This is a genomic window from Bradyrhizobium sp. LeoB3 (assembly GCF_055456055.1).
This window is the reverse complement of the sequence record NZ_JBVBEF010000003.1, coordinates 280,446-296,086: the sequence shown is the minus strand read 5'-3', so window position 1 is coordinate 296,086 and position 15,641 is coordinate 280,446. Positions and strand designations below refer to the sequence as shown.

15 protein-coding genes are annotated in these 15,641 nt (G+C 64.4%); 7 read left to right on the top strand and 8 right to left on the bottom strand.

Annotation, left to right across the window (positions count from 1 at the left end):
* Positions 1 to 404: 404 nt before the first annotated feature.
* Positions 405 to 878: a winged helix-turn-helix transcriptional regulator gene (locus tag ACZXDY_RS05510; RefSeq protein ID WP_464344784.1), complete on the bottom strand. Its 474-nt coding sequence runs from the start codon at positions 876 to 878 to the stop codon at positions 405 to 407.
* Between the two features lie 104 nt (positions 879 to 982).
* Between ACZXDY_RS05510 and ACZXDY_RS05505 the strand changes: the two genes are divergently transcribed.
* Positions 983 to 1,771: an SDR family NAD(P)-dependent oxidoreductase gene (locus tag ACZXDY_RS05505; RefSeq protein WP_464344783.1), complete on the top strand. Its 789-nt coding sequence runs from the start codon at positions 983 to 985 to the stop codon at positions 1,769 to 1,771.
* A 351-nt stretch (positions 1,772 to 2,122) separates the two neighbouring features.
* Here the strand turns inward: ACZXDY_RS05505 and ACZXDY_RS05500 are convergent, their stop codons facing one another.
* A complete protein-coding gene (locus ACZXDY_RS05500) occupies positions 2,123 to 2,731 on the bottom strand; it encodes an FMN-dependent NADH-azoreductase (protein ID WP_464344782.1) in 609 nt (202 codons plus the stop codon).
* A 100-nt stretch (positions 2,732 to 2,831) separates the two neighbouring features.
* On the opposite strand from ACZXDY_RS05500, the gene ACZXDY_RS05495 reads away from it, so the two are divergent.
* Positions 2,832 to 3,233, top strand: a complete 402-nt coding sequence (locus ACZXDY_RS05495; RefSeq protein WP_028166691.1) for a winged helix-turn-helix transcriptional regulator — start codon at positions 2,832 to 2,834, stop codon at positions 3,231 to 3,233.
* 153 nt (positions 3,234 to 3,386) lie between these two features.
* Here the strand turns inward: ACZXDY_RS05495 and dprA are convergent, their stop codons facing one another.
* Positions 3,387 to 4,499, bottom strand: coding sequence for a DNA-processing protein DprA (gene dprA, locus ACZXDY_RS05490; RefSeq protein WP_028166690.1), 1,113 nt, complete (start codon positions 4,497 to 4,499; stop codon positions 3,387 to 3,389).
* 164 nt (positions 4,500 to 4,663) lie between these two features.
* On the opposite strand from dprA, the gene ACZXDY_RS05485 reads away from it, so the two are divergent.
* The gene (locus ACZXDY_RS05485) at positions 4,664 to 5,905 is read left to right on the top strand and encodes an amidase (RefSeq protein ID WP_464344781.1); all 1,242 of its coding nucleotides are present in this window, start codon (positions 4,664 to 4,666) and stop codon (positions 5,903 to 5,905) included.
* On the opposite strand, the gene ACZXDY_RS05480 is transcribed toward ACZXDY_RS05485, so the two are convergent.
* The 4 genes from ACZXDY_RS05480 to ACZXDY_RS05465 form a co-directional block, all read right to left on the bottom strand.
* Entirely contained in the window at positions 5,900 to 7,120 is a 1,221-nt protein-coding gene (locus tag ACZXDY_RS05480) for a patatin-like phospholipase family protein (protein ID WP_464344780.1), read from the bottom strand. The genes ACZXDY_RS05485 and ACZXDY_RS05480 overlap by 6 nt on opposite strands.
* Before the next feature lie 152 nt (positions 7,121 to 7,272).
* Positions 7,273 to 7,869 carry a glycerol-3-phosphate 1-O-acyltransferase PlsY gene (gene plsY, locus ACZXDY_RS05475; protein ID WP_028166687.1) on the bottom strand — a complete coding sequence of 199 codons (597 nt, stop codon included), beginning with the start codon at positions 7,867 to 7,869 and terminating at the stop codon, positions 7,273 to 7,275.
* 101 nt (positions 7,870 to 7,970) lie between these two features.
* On the bottom strand, positions 7,971 to 9,272 hold the full coding sequence (locus tag ACZXDY_RS05470) for a dihydroorotase (RefSeq protein ID WP_028166686.1): 1,302 nt from the start codon (positions 9,270 to 9,272) through the stop codon (positions 7,971 to 7,973).
* 4 nt (positions 9,273 to 9,276) lie between these two features.
* Positions 9,277 to 10,230: an aspartate carbamoyltransferase catalytic subunit gene (locus ACZXDY_RS05465; protein WP_464344779.1), complete on the bottom strand. Its 954-nt coding sequence runs from the start codon at positions 10,228 to 10,230 to the stop codon at positions 9,277 to 9,279.
* A 242-nt stretch (positions 10,231 to 10,472) separates the two neighbouring features.
* Between ACZXDY_RS05465 and ACZXDY_RS05460 the strand changes: the two genes are divergently transcribed.
* From ACZXDY_RS05460 to ACZXDY_RS05445, 4 genes are all read left to right on the top strand, one after another.
* On the top strand, positions 10,473 to 11,186 hold the full coding sequence (locus tag ACZXDY_RS05460) for a M15 family metallopeptidase (RefSeq protein WP_464344778.1): 714 nt from the start codon (positions 10,473 to 10,475) through the stop codon (positions 11,184 to 11,186).
* Between the two features lie 122 nt (positions 11,187 to 11,308).
* Positions 11,309 to 12,955: an acyl-CoA dehydrogenase family protein gene (locus tag ACZXDY_RS05455; protein ID WP_464344777.1), complete on the top strand. Its 1,647-nt coding sequence runs from the start codon at positions 11,309 to 11,311 to the stop codon at positions 12,953 to 12,955.
* A 145-nt stretch (positions 12,956 to 13,100) separates the two neighbouring features.
* Positions 13,101 to 13,868, top strand: a complete 768-nt coding sequence (locus ACZXDY_RS05450; protein WP_464344776.1) for a lysostaphin resistance A-like protein — start codon at positions 13,101 to 13,103, stop codon at positions 13,866 to 13,868.
* A 91-nt stretch (positions 13,869 to 13,959) separates the two neighbouring features.
* Complete coding sequence (locus ACZXDY_RS05445; protein WP_464344775.1) at positions 13,960 to 14,703, top strand: lysostaphin resistance A-like protein; 744 nt, start codon at positions 13,960 to 13,962, stop codon at positions 14,701 to 14,703.
* Between the two features lie 2 nt (positions 14,704 to 14,705).
* Here the strand turns inward: ACZXDY_RS05445 and ACZXDY_RS05440 are convergent, their stop codons facing one another.
* The gene (locus ACZXDY_RS05440; protein ID WP_464344774.1) at positions 14,706 to 15,638 is read right to left on the bottom strand and encodes an AEC family transporter; all 933 of its coding nucleotides are present in this window, start codon (positions 15,636 to 15,638) and stop codon (positions 14,706 to 14,708) included.
* Between the last annotated feature and the right edge of the window lie 3 nt (positions 15,639 to 15,641).

The following is a 15,641-nucleotide window of genomic DNA, read 5'->3' as shown; positions in this document are numbered from 1 at the left end:
AACGTTCGTGACGATCGCGAGCCGCCCCTCTCTCGGGTGAGACGCGCGGAGTTAAATCACTGATTTGCCCGACGACGGAAGCGGAATGTTTTTTATAAGAGGGCTGGACGAAGCAAATCACGTTGATTGGCTTAAGGAAAATCGCGCGAATAATATGACGCCGTCATGCCCGGGCAAAAGCGCGAAGCGCGTCTTCGCGCAGATGTCCCGGGCATCCACGTGCTTTTACCTCCGTGCATGGGAGAGAACGTGGATGGCCGGGTCAAGCCCGGCCATGACGAAGGAGAGGATTGCGCGACGCGTCCCCCTGTCATTCCGGGGCGATGCGAAGCATTGAGCGCTACGCGCACCCCGGAATGACGACGTAGGCTGCGGCGCGCAACGAATGACAGATGAAGCAGGACCTACGCCCCACCGCGTCTGGCGCGCTTCGGTGCGCCGCGCTTCAGGGTGATGTCGCCCACCGAGAGCAGCCGGCCGTCCTGGGAACATAGCGCGAGTTTCTTCACCGGCTTGCGTTTTTCGCGGTCGACCATGGTGGTGCCGATCTCTTCCGGATGGTCGTCGAATTCCTCGCTCCACTGCCGGAGCGCCACCAGGATCGGGAAGACCCCGAAGCCTTTTGGGGTCAGCACATATTCCTTATAGGCGCTGCCGTCGGACGCGGGCGCCAATTCCAATATGCCCTGGTCCATCAGCGCGCGCAGCCGCACGGTGAGGATGTTCCTCGCGAGCCCCAGGCTCTTCTGGAACTCGCCGAAGCGGCGCCGCCCCATCAGCGCATCGCGGATGATCAAGAGCGACCACCAGTCGCCCAGCACATCCAGAGATCGCGCGATCGGGCATTCCGCGCCCTCAAGGCTTGTCCGCTTCACCATCAAGATCTCCGTCCAGACATATCACAGGCTTGTGTAGTTGCATTATAAAACCAGATCGCCTAGTTGTCCAACGAAGTTTAATAATGCAACCACTGGAGGCTATCGTGAGACTGGCGAACAAGACGGCATTGATCACAGGGGGCAACAGCGGCATCGGTCTTGCGACCGCACGTCTGTTCGTTCAGGAGGGCGCCAAGGTTGCGATCACCGGACGAAACCGGGCGACGCTGGAAGCGGCGGCCAAGGAACTGGGACCGAATGCGATCGCGATCGTTGCCGACGCCACCGACGTCGCAGCGACGGAGGCCGCTGTCGCGCAGGCCGCGCAGAAATTCGGCAAGCTCGACATCGTCTTTGCCAATGCCGGCATTCCCGGCCAGACGCCGCTCGGCGGCACGACGCTCGCGGCCTTCGAGCAGGTGATCCGAACCAATTTGACCGCCGTGTTCTTCACGGTGCAGGCGGCCGTGCCGCATCTCAATGACGGCGCTTCGGTCATTCTCAACGGGTCGGTGATCTCGATGCTGGGAAATCCGGGCTATTCGGCCTATGCCGCGAGCAAGGGCGGCGTGCGCGCGATGGCGCGCGTGATGGCCGCCGAACTGTCGCCGCGCGGCATTCGGGTCAACGTGGTCGCGCCCGGCGCCATCCGCACGCCGATCTGGGGTGCCGCGACCGCAACGCCTGAAGCAGAAAAGGCGTTCGAGGCGCGCATCGCTCTGTCGACGCCGTTACGTGGGCTCGGCGAACCCGATCACATCTCCAAGACGGTGCTGTTCCTGGCTTCCGACGATTCCGCTCATGTCCAGGGGCAGGAGCTGTTCGTCGATGGCGGTGCCACTGCCTTGCCCGCGGGAGCTCCGATCTATCGGGGACAAAGCCCGCGGCAATGAGCGGTGAAAAGGCGTTGAACCTTCGTCATAGCTACCAAGACAGCTTCACAGGCAGGGACATTCCTTTGCTTGTTGGAACTGGAGAGGAGCAATGCCGACAGTCGTCCGCATCCGTTCCTCTGCCCCACTTTCCCGCGTCCCGCGAATCTTAGCCAACGCGGAATTTGCTCCGGTCGCTCTGTTTTGCGGGATCGGGCTGTTGGTTTCGTTCGTTGCCGTGATCTTCGATGCGCAGGGGGTCTGGCACTAGCTGCTACATCCTGACGGTCGCTTGCCTCAAAGCATGCGGGTCATCGACGACACAAGCTGCCTCCCTTCGTCATGGCCGGGCTTGACGGGGGACGACGTATCTCAGGCCGCGCTGAGATTGCCGGCAGCTTGCAATGCGCCCGCGACGGCTTTCTCCCGGTGCTCCGGTCCGACCTGGATTCCGTCGGCGGAGATGAATTCGGGATCCTTCACGCCGATGAAGCCGAACACCCAGCGCAAATAGGTCTCCAAATGCTCGGCCACCGCCATCGGCGTGCCGGCGCCGTAATAGCCGCCGCGCGAGACCGCGACGATGATGCGCTTGTTGCCGGCAAGGCCCTCGACGCCGGCAGCGCCGTACCTGAACGTCTTGCCGGCCACCAGGATACGATCGATCCACGCCTTGAGCTGGCTGGGGATAGTGAAATTGTACATGGGCGCGCCGAGCACGACGATGTCGGCGGCGAGGAACTCGTCCAGCACCTGCTGGCCCGCGGCGATGTCCCCCTGCAGCGAGGCTTCCGGCGTGGCACCCTGGCTCGCGGCGAGGTGGGAACCCGAGAGGTGGGCGAGCGGCGTCGTCGTCAGGTCGCGATAGGTGATGTCAAGGCCGGGATGGGTCTTGGCCAGCCGGTCGACGATGGCGGCGGAAACCTGACGGCTGACGGAGTGGGGGCCGAGGACGCTGGAGTCGAGATGCAGCAGTTTCATGGTTGATGTCACCCTTCGGTATAGGTTTGTAACTGGCGCTATATGAGTGACCGTGGCAAAACCCCGCAAGAACGCACATTTTTCTCACCGGAGCACATCAGTGAAACCCGAGCACATTCATGTGCCTGTCCTGGAGCCGATCCCGCATACCAGCGGCGACTGCCGTGGCGTGGCCTCGGTGCTGGCGCGGGTCGGCGACAAATGGAGCGTGCTGGTGATCATGCTGCTGGGCGACGGGCCGCGCCGCTTCAACGAGCTCAAGCGCACGATCGGCGGCATCTCGCAGCGGATGCTGACCCTGACGCTGCGCGGGCTGGAGCGCGACGGGCTGGTTACGCGCACGGTGTTTCCAACCATCCCGCCGCGCGTCGACTACGAGCTGACCGATCTCGGTCGCGGCCTCTCAAAGCCGGTGCGGGCGCTCGGCCAATGGGCGTTCGAGCATTTGCCCGAAATCGAGCGCGCGCGAGGCGAGTTCGATGCGCGGAACGAGCGGGGGTGAAGATGGAGACGAGGGACCTTCACCTCTCCCATAGGGAGAGGTCGGCGCGCAGCGCCGGGTGAGGGGATCCGCTCTATCGAGGGACTATAACCCCTCACCCGAATTGCTTCGCAATTCGACCTCTCCCTATGGGAGAGGTGAAGAAATGACGTCCTAGACCAGCGACACCAGTCCGCCGCCGTGGCGTTCGAGACGGCCGGCGAGTTCAAGCTCGAGCAGCACCGTGCGAACGATGGTGGCGGACAGGCCCGACATCCGGATCAGGTCGTCGAGGCTGACCGGGCTCGGGCCGAGCAGCGCGACGATGCGTTCGCGCTCGCTCGGATCGGTGTCGAAATCGAGCGGCTCGTCATCGCTTTCGCGTGCAGCGAGCGCGAACGGCCGCTCCATGATCGGCTGCACCGCGTTGATGATGTCGCTCGCGTTGGTCACGAGCGCCGCGCCCTGCTTGATCAGATCGTTGGTGCCGGCCGCGCGCGGATCGAGCGGCGAGCCGGGGACGGCGAAGACTTCGCGGCCCTGTTCTGCCGCCATGCGCGCTGTTATCAGCGAGCCCGAGCGGTGCGCGGCTTCGACGATGACGACGCCGAGCGCAGCACCCGAGATCAGGCGGTTACGGCGCGGGAAGTCGCGGGCGCGCGGGGTGTGGCCGAGCGGCATTTCGGAGATCGCCGCGCCTTGTTCGAGCAAGGCCGCGAGCAGGTCCTCATGCTCGGGCGGATAGATCCGGTCGTGACCGCCGGCGAGCACCGCGACGGTGCCGGTCGTCGTGGTAGCGCGATGCGCGGCCTGGTCGATGCCGCGGGCGAGACCGGAGATCACGACGAAGCCGGCGTCGCCGAGATCATGGGCGAGGGTGCTTGCGAATTTCAGCCCGGCGCCTGACGCATTGCGCGAGCCGACGATCGCGATCATCGGCCGCGCCAGAGCGTCAAGCGCGCCGCGCACCGCAAGCAGCGGCGGCGCGTCATCGATGGTGGCAAGCCGCGCCGGATAGGGGGCTTCGCCCGGCGCGACCAGGCTGACGCCCTGCTTCTTGCAGGCCGCAAGCTCGGCCTTTGCCTCCTCGACAGTGCAGATGCGCCCCGCACCGCCGCCGCCACGGCGCGCCATGTCCGGCAGATGTTCGAGCGCGGTGCGCGCGTCGCCGAAATGATTGAGGAGCGAGCGAAAGGTGCGCGGCCCGACATTCTCCGAGCGGATCAGCCGCAGGCGGTCGAGGCGTTCGGTGTCGGTGAGTTGGTGATTGGGCGTGCGGTCATGCATGGCGGCGCAGCTTCGCCCAATCGGATATCGCGATCAACTTGTTTGCCGTCTCCTTCGTCATGCCCGGGCATGACGATAAGGTGAGGGCCTTCCGTCCGATTTACTTGCCCGAGGAGGAGGCGGCCCGTAAAACCAATCCAACCAATGAAGGGAGGAAATTCCCGATGATCTCGCTTGCCGAACTCACCCGCCGCATCGAGCAGGGCGAACTCTCGCCCGATGCAGCGCTCGCCCAATCGCTCGCGGCGGTCGATGCCGAGGAGAAGACGATCGGCGCCTTCGTGTCGCGGGCGGAGAAGCCGCGCGCGCAGGCGGCGGGGCCGTTGCGCGGGATTGCGGTCGGGATCAAAGACATCATCGACACCGCGGATTTCCCGACCGAGATGGGGGCGTCGATCTACCGGGGACACCGGCCGCGCGCCGATGCGTCTGTCGTGATGATGCTGAAGCAGGCCGGCGCCACCATTGTCGGCAAGACCACGACCACGGCATTCGCTGCGAACGATCCGACGGCGACGCTCAATCCGCGCAATCATGGCCACACGCCGGGCGGATCGTCGGCAGGCTCGGCGGCGGCGGTCGCGGCCGGGATGATTCCGCTGGCGTTGGGGACACAGACGGCAGGCTCGGTGATCCGGCCGGCGTCGTATTGCGGCGTGGCCGCGATCAAGCCGTCCTACCGGCTGCTGCCGACGGTCGGCGTGAAGTGCTTTTCCTGGACGCTCGATACCGTCGGCTTGTTCGCGGCTGGAGTGAGCGACCTCGCGGTGGCGCTGGCGGCGATGACCGGCCGGCCGGCGCTGCGGTTGCCCGAGGAGATCGCGACGCCGCGGATCGGCGTCATCACGCAGGACTTTGCCGGCGCGCCCGATGCGTCAGGCGCGGAGGCGTTGCGGATCGCGGCGCAGGCGGCCGAGCGTGCCGGCGCCTCGGTGCGCGCGCTGTCATTGCCTGAGATCGTTGCGGAAGCCTGGCGCATTCAGCCGGTGGTGCAGGATTTCGAGGCGCACCGGTCGCTGGCGTGGGAATATCGCGAGAACTACGATGCAATGCCGCCATTGCTGCGCGGCCGGCTTGACGAGAGCAAGGATGTCAGCGCGGCTCAATACGACGAGGCGATCGACATCGCCGGCCGCGCGCGGCAGTCGCTTGCAGAAACGTTTGGGGATGTCGATGTGCTGCTGACGCTGTCCGCGCCCGGTGCTGCGCCGAAGGAGCTCTCGTCGACCGGCGATCCCCGCTACAACCGGCTATGGACGTTGATGGGCGTCCCTTGCGTCAACGTGCCGACCTACGTGGCCGAAGGCAACTTGCCTGTCGGCGTGCAGGTGATCGCGCCATTCGCTGCCGACGCCAAGGCGCTGGCGGCGGCGCGCTTTGTCGAGATGGCGCTGGCGAAACTATAGCAGCGCGGGCTCCGCGACGCGCGACTTGCGCGGCGTCTCGATTCGCGTCGAGCCGGCATCTTGCGCCAGGAAACGTTCGGCAGCCTTGCGGCCGCTCCGATGCAGTTGGCGAATGAAGCCCGGCCCGAGATCGGTGGCGCTGCGCTGGGCGAGCCCGTCGATCTCGTCCTCGGCCGCAATCCGGAATAGTCGCAACGAGGGGGCTGCCGCAGGACGCGCCCATTCCAGCGCCGCAATCTCGGCGTTGAGCACGGAATTGGCGGTGATCTGGTCGAGGCGGCGATCGATCGCGGCGGGCGTGATCGGAACATAGCTGTCGCGCGCCGGCGTGACTTGAACGACGAGCACGTTGGACGTCTCGGATTCCTGCACCAGTCGGACCAGCGGGGGATTGCCGCCAAAGCCGCCGTCCCAATAGGACTCGCCGTCGATTTCGACCGCGCAATGGATCAGGGGCGGGCAGGTCGAGGCGAGCAGCACATCGGCAGTGATCTCGTCATTGCCGAAGACTTGCTGCCGGCCGTCGCGCACGCGTGTCGCCGCGACCAAAAGCTTCGGGCTGGCGGGGCTCTGCAGCGCGGAGAAATCGATATCCCTCCAGAGCGCCTGGCGCAGCGGATCGAGATCGAACGGATCGAACTGGCCGGACCGCAGTGTCGGCCCGAATGCGACCGACCGTCCGGCCGGCGAGAATCCTCCGACCAGCATCAGCGAGCGGAACGAAGCCTCGTGCATCATCCGCATCCAGAACCGGTTGAGCGCGGCACGTGCGCCTTCGCGGCCACCTTCCACCAGGCCGCAAGCGAGCAGCGCGGCATTGACGGCGCCGGCGCTGGCGCCGCTGATGGTGTCCAACGCGCAATCCGGTTCTTCCAGAAGCCGCTCGAGTGCGCCCCACGTGAACGCGGCAAAGGTGCCGCCGCCCTGCAGTGCCAGCGATAATTTTCGCGGGGGCCAGACCAGCGATTCGCGTGCGTCCATTTTTTTCGGTCTATCGACCGGCGAGCGCGCCGGCAGGTCGGCCCGCGCCGATTGCATGTTCAGGATGGCGTCCGGGAGTGATGGGGCAGGCAGCTCAGCTTCCGAGCTGGACTTGGCTGCTGAATTGACGGCAGTCGGTGTCTTGCCGGAGAATGACCAGATCTCGCTGGCCGCGAGCAGGGCGCTCGCGCCGGACGTACTCACCGGACGCGACGCGACATCGGGCGCGCTCATTCCGCTAATCCCATCCTGTTCGATCCCGTCCACCTGACGAAACCGTGTGACGCCATTTGAATCGCAGGATGACAGCCCGCGTTACCGTTTGCCAGTATCGCGCAAGAATTTCGGACAGATGTGACCCGTCCTCAACAGGTTGATGGCGAATTCTAGGCCTTTTGGCCGATGCGCCCCTCGGTTCCCGCCAGCAAGCGCTTGATGTTTTCGCGATGGGTGTAGAACAGCATGAGCATCAGCACCGCGGCGAGCGCGGCGAGTGCGGCGTGGTCGAACCACCAAAGGAAGATCGGGGTGACGACGGCGGCCACCAGCGCCGAGAGCGACGAATAGCGCGTGGTGAAGGCGGTCGCGAGCCAGACCGCGCCATAGACGGCGGCAGCCGGCCAGAACAGGCCGATCAGCACGCCGATATAGGTAGCGACGCCCTTGCCGCCCTTGAATCCGAGCCAGACCGGATAGAGATGGCCGAGGAAGGCGCCGAGTCCGGCCACCATCGCCGCATTCGGGCCGCCGAGATAGCCCGACAGCACGACTGCAGCGGTGCCCTTCAGCATGTCGAAGATCAGCGTCGCCGCGGCGAGCCCCTTGCGCCCGGTGCGCAGCACATTGGTGGCGCCGATATTTCCGGACCCGATCGAGCGCAGATCCTGTGTGCCGGCGATCTTGGTCAGGATCAGGCCGAACGGGACCGAGCCGAAGAGATAGCCGATCAGAAACGCGACGATCAGGAAGGCGTCAGAGGACATGGCCGGCGCTCCCGCCGCAGGCGCGGCATGTCTCGGAGGCGTCTCTTTTTCTTGACGCGTTTTCTTGACGCGAACCGGTATCCACTTCGCTTGAAAACGCTCTAAACATGTTCATACACCGTCCGCCCACCGACAATGGTGCGTACGACGCGGCCGGAGAAGCGGGCCTCGTCGAAGGGCGTGTTCTTGCACAGCGATTTGAGGTCGGCGGGATCGAGCACCCAGGGCGTGTCAGGATCGATCACGATCACGTCGGCCGGCGAACCCGCGCGCAGCGAGCCGCCGGGCAGGCCCAGCAGTTCGGCAGGTCGGGTCGACATCGCCCGGATCAAGGTCTTGAAATCCATCTCGCCATTATGGACCAAACGCAAGGCCGCCGGCAGCATGGTCTGCAGCCCGACCGCGCCGGGGGCGGCCTCGGCGAACGGCAGGCGCTTGACCTCGACGTCCTGCGGATTGTGATCGGACATGATGACGTCGATAAGACCCGAGGCCAGCGCTGCGACCAATGCCTGGCGGTCATCCTCGGTGCGCAGCGGCGGCGACAGTTTCAGGAACGTCCTGTAAGGCCCGATATCGTTCTCGTTCAGCGTGACGTGGTTGATCGAGACGGAGGCGGAGACGTCGGCGCCAGCATCGCGGGCGCGTTTGAGGATCTCAAGCGACTCCGCCGTGGAGAGGGAGGCCGCGTGATAACGCCCGCCGGTGAGCGCTGCGAGCCGCACGTCGCGCTCGAGCATGATCGACTCGGCGGCATTCGGGATGCCGGCAAGCCCCAGCCGCGTCGCAAACTCGCCCTCGTTCATCACGCCTTCGCCGACGAGGTCGGGATCCTCGGTGTGATGCACGATCAGCGCGTCGAAGTCGCGGGCGTAGGTGAGCGCGCGGCGCATCACCTGCGCGTTGGTGACGCTCTTGTCGCCATCGGTGAAGGCGACCGCGCCGGCGGCCTTGAGGAGGCCGATCTCGGTCATCTCCTCGCCGCCCAAGCCCTTGGTCAGTGCCGCCATTGGATGGATGTTGACGATCGCAGTGTCGCGGGCGCGGCGCATCACGAAATCGACGGTCGCCGAATTGTCGATCACCGGCGAGGTGTTCGGCTGGCAGATGATGGTGGTGATGCCGCCGGCGGCTGCGGCGAGGCTAGCCGAGGCAAAGGTCTCGCGATGGTTGGCGCCGGGCTCGCCGACAAAGGCGCGCATGTCGATCAGACCGGGAGCGACGATCTTGCCGGCGCAATTGACGATGTCGGTGCCTTCAGGGACGCCGGTCGTGCCGATGCCGCGCTTGCTATCGCGGATCATGCCGTCGGCGATCAGGACGTCGGCGGGCCCGTCGAGATCGCGGGAGGGATCGACGACGCGGGCATTGGCAAGCAGGATTGGACGACGATCGGTCAGCATGATCTCACGCATTCGGCAGGTTGCGGGCAAGCGCTTCCAGCACCGCCATGCGCACTGCCACTCCCATTTCGACTTGTTCGCGGATCACCGACTGCGCGCCGTCGGCGACAGCCGAGTCGATCTCGACGCCTCGGTTCATCGGCCCTGGATGCATCACCAGTGCATCTGATTTGGCGTAGGACAGCTTCTTCTGGTCGAGCCCAAAATACTGGAAGTACTCGCCCGACGACGGCACGAAGGAGCCGTTCATGCGCTCGCGCTGCAGGCGCAGCATCATCACGATGTCGGCACCGTCTAGCCCCTCGCGCATGTCGCGGGCGACCTCCACTCCCATCCGCTCAATGCCGCGCGGCAAAAGCGTCGAGGGCGCGACGATGCGGACGCGGGCGCCCATGGTGTTGAGCAGGAGGATGTTGGAGCGTGCGACGCGGGAATGCATGACGTCGCCGCAGATCGCGACCACCAGCCCCTCGATCCGGCCTTTGTTGCGGCGGATCGTCAGCGCGTCGAGCAGGGCCTGGGTCGGATGCTCATGCGCACCGTCGCCGGCATTGATCACGGAACCGTCAACCTTGCGCGCCAGCAGTTCCACGGCGCCGGAGGCATGGTGGCGCACCACCAGGATATCCGGATGCATCGCGTTCAGCGTCACCGCGGTGTCCATCAAGGTCTCGCCCTTGCGCATCGAGGACGAGGACACCGACATGTTCATGACGTCGGCGCCCAGCCTTTTTCCTGCGATCTCGAAGGAGGATTGCGTGCGGGTCGAAGCCTCGAAGAACAGATTGACCTGGGTGCGGCCGCGCAAGGATGCGCGTTTCTTGTCCACCTGGCGGTTGAGCTCGACATACTCCTCGGACAGGTCAAGCAGCCCGGTGATCTCGGCAGCGGAAAGCCCCTCGATGCCCAGCAAATGCCGGTGACCGAGGACAAAGGTCGATTTCAATGATGGGGTCATTAAAGCCAGAGCTATAGGCGTGGATGGTCGGCGGGGCAAGCGGGAATAGGGGGCTGGTGAGTTTTCCCCCGATCAGTCACGGCCTCGTCATGCCCGGGCTTGTCCCGGGCATCCACGGCTTACTTAATATCTGCCGCAAAGAAGTATCGGCCGCAAAGAACGTGGATGGCCGGGACGAGCCCGGCCATGACGCAAGTGGGTAGGTCCTCGTGAAAGCGATACTCATCGGAATTGTGGCAGCCATGTCGATTTCGGTAGCTCGCGCGCAGCAATTGCCCGGCGGCTTCGTGTTCCTGCGCGACGTCGATCCTACGATCATCCAGGACATCCGTTATGCCGGCCCGAACAATTTCGTCGGCCGGCCGCTCAGGGGTTACGGCGCGGCTGAATGCGTCGTGAAGCGGGACGTCGGGCTCAGGCTGAAGGCCGTGCAGCAGGAACTCGCGGCACGAAGGCTCTCATTGAAGATGTTCGATTGCTACCGCCCGGCGCGGGCGGTCGCCGACATGGTCGGGTGGTCGAGGGATGGCAAGGAGACGGCCGCCGGCAAGCGCTACAATCCGGCGTTCAGGAAGGCCGATCTGTTCCGGCTCGGCTATATCGCTGCGCGTTCCGGCCATTCGAGCGGGGCCGCGCTCGACCTGACGCTGGTGGATCTTGCCGCCGACAATTCCGGCGAGTTCGATCCCGCGAGAGACTATGCCGACTGCACGGCAACAGTGGAAAGGCGGGCACCGGAAGGCAGCGTCGACATGGGCACCGGCTATGATTGCTCCGACGTCAAGGCGCATACCGCCGCAGGTCAGATCAATCGGTCGCAGCGGCGGTGGCGCAGGATGCTCGTCGCAGCGATGGCGCGACAGGGTTTTGTCAACTATTCCAAGGAGTGGTGGCATTTTTCGCTGCCCGGCGGGGGCGGTCAGGCCTATGATTTCCCGATTCCGCCGCGCCGCTAGAGCGTGATGACTTCTCTTCGAATCGTCATCCCGCCCTAGCCCTTTGTTTGAGCATGATCTTTTCGGAAAACCGGTGTCCACTTTTCCGGATCATGCTCTAGTTCCGGCTTTCAGGAAGCGTCATGACCCAAGCCATCTTCTCGACCCACGAGGTCTTCAACCAGTCGCCGCCGTTCGAGGATGTCGATCTGTTCACGCTCGACAAGCCGCTGGTCGAGGCGGTGGCCGCCAATGGCGGCGGCTCGGCACAGGGCGAGCTCGTACAATTCGGCAAGCAGTGGGGCTCGGCGGCGATGGCGGAGCGGGGGCGCATCGCCAATGAGAACACGCCGAAACTGCGCATCTTCGATTCCCGCGGCAACCGCCGTGATGTGGTCGAGTTTCATCCGGCCTATCACGAACTGATGGCGCATAGCGCCCATGCCGGTGTGCACAACTCGACCTGGACCGCGCAGGGCAAGCCCGCGGGCGGCGCGGCGGAGGTGGTGCGCGCGGCGAAATTCTATATCGCTGCACAGGTCGAGACCGGGCATCTCTGCCCGATCACCATGACCCGCGCCTCCGTCGCCGCGCTCGCTTCGCAGCCGGATCTCCTCGCCGAGACGATGTCGGTGATTTCCACGCGTTCCTATGATCCGAGTTTCGCGCCCTGGTGGGAGAAGCGCGGCATGACGCTCGGCATGGGCATGACCGAGAAGCAGGGCGGCACCGACGTGCGGGCCAACATGACGCGCGCGGCGCGCGATGGCGATGCGTATCGCATCACCGGACACAAATGGTTCATGTCGGCGCCGATGTGCGACGCGTTCCTGGTGTTGGCGCAGGCCGAGGAGGGGCTGAGTTGCTTTTTCATGCCGCGCTTTGCGCCGGATGGGTCTGTGAATTCCATCCACTTCCAGCGCCTGAAGGACAAGCTCGGCAACCGCTCCAATGCGTCGTCGGAGGTGGAATTCCACGGCGCCTATGCCGAGCGGATCGGCGAGGAGGGCAAGGGCATCCGCACCATCATCCAGATGGTGCAACTGACCCGGCAGGATTGCGCGATCGCCTCTGCCGGCCTGATGCGCTCGGGGCTTGCGCACGCGCTGCATCATGCGCGCCATCGCAGCGTGTTCCAGAAGCATCTCGCCGACCAGCCGCTGATGCAGGCGGTGCTGTCGGACATGGCGTTGCATGTCGAGGCGACGGTTGCGCTGGTGATGCGGCTCTGCCGCGCCTTCGACCGCACGCCCGATGAGCCTAAGGAAGCCGCCTATATGCGGCTGCTCACGCCCGCGATCAAATACTGGACCTGCAAGAGCGCGCCCGGCTTCCTCTACGAGGCGATGGAGTGCCTCGGCGGCAACGGCTATGTCGAAGAGGGCATTCTGGCGCGGCATTACCGGGAGGCGCCGGTCAATGCGATCTGGGAAGGCTCGGGCAATGTGATGTGCCTCGACGTGCTGCGCGCGCTCTCGCGCGAGGCGGATGCTGCATCGGCGATCCTGCAGGAATTGGCCGGGCAGACGCAGGGCCTGCCCGGCGCAAGCGAGGCGGTGGCCTTCATCGGCAAGGCGTTCCGCAGACCGGACAGCGAGCGCCTCGCGCGGCTTGCGGTCGAAAAACTGACGCTGCTGGCCGCGAGCGCCGCGCTCAATACCGTGATGCCGCGTCACGCCGAACTGTTCGCGGCGACACGGCTCGCGACCACGCATGCGGGCATGTACGGCGCGGTGGACGTTGCCGAGAGCGACATGCGCGCGCTGCTGGAGTGGGCGCTGCCACATTGAATGACACACACTCCGTCATGCCCGGGCTTGACCCGGCATCCACGTCTCTCGTGCGAGGCAGAGAAAAAGGGACGTGGATGGCCGGGACGAGCCCGGCCATGACGTTGTGGAGGCGGCAGGCGCGCAATCGATCGAGAGTTAGCTGATGGATGTCCTCAGTCCCGATAATCCTCCGCTGACCACCGCTCCACCGCCGCCGCGGATCTGGAAATTCTGGGGTACGACGCTGTGGGGATTGTTCGTGTTCGGCGGCATGTTCCTTGGGCAGCTCGCCGTCGTCATCTACTTCATGCAGAAGCAGGACGCCCCCAATATCGCATCGGTCATCCAAACGATCGGCGGGGGCTTGACGATTGCGCTCTCGGTCATCACGGGATTGCCGGGGGTGCTGCTGCCGCTCTGGATTGCGATCCGGCCGACCCGGAGTTCTTTTGCCGACTATCTCGCGCTACGCTGGACCTCCTGGAAGAGTTTCGCCATCGGCGCCGTCGCGCTGGCGCTATTGGTTGGCGTATGGGATCTCATCTTGCGCGCGGTTGGCCGCGAAGCCTCGCCGGGCTTCATGGGCGAGGTGATGAAATCGGCGCAGGCCGAAGGCGCACTCTGGCTGCTCGTCCTCGCGTTCTGCATCGCCGCTCCGGTATCGGAAGAGCTTCTCGCTCGCGGCTTCCTCTATCGCGGCTGGTCGGAAACGGCCCTGCGGCCCGGAGGCGCGATTCTGATGTCGTCGCTCGTCTGGACCTTGCTCCATTTGCAATACGACTGGTTCTTCCTGAGCGAGGTGTTTTCGATCGGGCTCGTGTTCGGCTACCTGCGCTACCGCTTTAACTCGACCTGGCTCACCATCGTGCTGCACGGGCTGAACAATCTCGCCGCGACGCTGCAGACGCTGTGGCTTGCGGGGCAGTCGTAGTTGCTTGCATCCTACTGGCGGGATGATCGCCGGTTATGGTAGGTAGAATCTGAACCCACCTTCGCTGCGACGTTGTCGCGGAAAAATCGATATGTCGGACTTCGAAAAAGCCAAGTCGCCGGCCTCGGTCTCGCCACGGCCGCCGCGAACCTGGGACTTCATGGAGACGACGTTCGTCAGCCTGATCGCTTACGGCGCTTTTATTTTCGCATCGGACTTTTTCTTCAATATCATATCGGACCTAGCCGGCAAGATATTGTCACCTGCGCAACTTCGAACAGGGGTGATCCAGAATAGTTTGGAAAGCGCCGCCAGCATTCTGGCAAGTCCACCTGCGATCGCGGTGCTTTGGATCGCCATCTGGATGGCCCGCCGAGAGTTCGCCGAATATCTTGCGTTGAAGTGGCCAAATCCAATTGAACTCCGACGTGCTCTGGCAATCACGACCATATTCGTGATGGCGGAGAGTTTGGTCGTTGGTGCCACCAGTAACGCTCCTGTCGATTCTGATTTCCGGGCCGCGGGAGCCGACGGTTTGTTCATCTATTTGCTCTCCGCTTGCATTGCAGCGCCGCTAATGGAAGAATTTCTCTTTCGTGGTTTTATGTTTCGTGGCTGGTCGCAATCCTTCCTCGGCCCGACCGGCGCGATTGTTCTGACATCAATAGTATGGGCGATACTCCACACTCAATATGATTGGCTTGGGCGTTTCTGTCTCTTCGTCTCCGGTATTTTTCTCGGTTACTTCCGCTGGCGCAGCAACTCGACTTGGTTGGCAGTTATGGCTCATTCAGCCATGAATATGTTCGCCCTCTTCATTTGGATATTGTTGTAAGCCTAGCGCCCGCTTGCCGCGAGCGCGATGATAACGGGCATCGTGATCGCAGCCAGTATCGTCTGCAGCGTGATGATCTGCGCGAGCAGCGGCGCATCGCCGCCCATCTGGCGGGCGAGCACGTAGGCCGATGAGGAAGTGGGGACCGCGGAGCCGACGGCGACGATCACAAGGCTCGGGCCCGATAGCCCGAACGCGAGCCCGAGCATCACGGCAAGTACGGGCATGGCGATCAGCTTCAGGAACACCGTGACGCTGGCGGCGAGGCTCGGGCGGAACATGCCTTCGAGATGCAGGCCGGCGCCGGTGACGAGCAGGCCGATCGCAAGCGAGGAGCGGCCGAGCGCGTCGGCGACGTCATGCCAGAGCTTTGGCAGCGGGAAATGGGTCACGTTCAGTAGGAGCCCGACGACGCAGGCCCAGATCAGCGGGTTCTTCACCACCGTCATGACGATGGCGCCCGCCGACTGCTTTTGCGGCGCGGCGTAGTGCGCGAGCACGGAGACGCTGAATACATTGACCAGTGGAATGATCGCGACCATCGCCACCGAAGCGAGCGCGAGTCCGACATCGCCGTAGAGGGCACCGGACACCGCGAGCGCGACATAGGTCTGCCAGCGGGTGGCGCCCTGGAACACCGAGGTGAAGGCAGGACCGTCGACGCCGCTGCGCCCGAGCAGCGGGCGCAGTGCGAGGCACAGGAGCGACATCGCCAGCGCAGAGAGGAACAGCGCGCCGCCGACACCGCCGATCGGCACCTTTGTCAGGTCGGCCTTCACCAGCGTCTGGATCAAGAGCACGGGGAACAGCACGTAATAGGTCAGCCGTTCCAGGCCCTGCCATTGCATCTCGGGCTTGAGCAGCGTCCGCTTCAGGATGAAGCCGAGCGCGATCAAGAGGAATGTCGGCAACAGCGCCGCGATGACGACGGCCATGCT

Coding starts and splice junctions, on each gene's coding strand:
- ACZXDY_RS05510 (WP_464344784.1), bottom strand. CDS start 878: ATGGTGAAGCGGACAAGCCTTGAGGGCGCGGAATGCCCGATCGCGCGA.
- ACZXDY_RS05500 (WP_464344782.1), bottom strand. CDS start 2,731: ATGAAACTGCTGCATCTCGACTCCAGCGTCCTCGGCCCCCACTCCGTC.
- dprA (WP_028166690.1), bottom strand. CDS start 4,499: ATGCATGACCGCACGCCCAATCACCAACTCACCGACACCGAACGCCTC.
- ACZXDY_RS05485 (WP_464344781.1), top strand. CDS start 4,664: ATGATCTCGCTTGCCGAACTCACCCGCCGCATCGAGCAGGGCGAACTC.
- ACZXDY_RS05480 (WP_464344780.1), bottom strand. CDS start 7,120: ATGAGCGCGCCCGATGTCGCGTCGCGTCCGGTGAGTACGTCCGGCGCG.
- plsY (WP_028166687.1), bottom strand. CDS start 7,869: ATGTCCTCTGACGCCTTCCTGATCGTCGCGTTTCTGATCGGCTATCTC.
- ACZXDY_RS05470 (WP_028166686.1), bottom strand. CDS start 9,272: ATGCTGACCGATCGTCGTCCAATCCTGCTTGCCAATGCCCGCGTCGTC.
- ACZXDY_RS05465 (WP_464344779.1), bottom strand. CDS start 10,230: ATGACCCCATCATTGAAATCGACCTTTGTCCTCGGTCACCGGCATTTG.
- ACZXDY_RS05460 (WP_464344778.1), top strand. CDS start 10,473: ATGTCGATTTCGGTAGCTCGCGCGCAGCAATTGCCCGGCGGCTTCGTG.
- ACZXDY_RS05455 (WP_464344777.1), top strand. CDS start 11,309: ATGACCCAAGCCATCTTCTCGACCCACGAGGTCTTCAACCAGTCGCCG.
- ACZXDY_RS05450 (WP_464344776.1), top strand. CDS start 13,101: ATGGATGTCCTCAGTCCCGATAATCCTCCGCTGACCACCGCTCCACCG.
- ACZXDY_RS05445 (WP_464344775.1), top strand. CDS start 13,960: ATGTCGGACTTCGAAAAAGCCAAGTCGCCGGCCTCGGTCTCGCCACGG.
- ACZXDY_RS05440 (WP_464344774.1), bottom strand. CDS start 15,638: ATGGCCGTCGTCATCGCGGCGCTGTTGCCGACATTCCTCTTGATCGCG.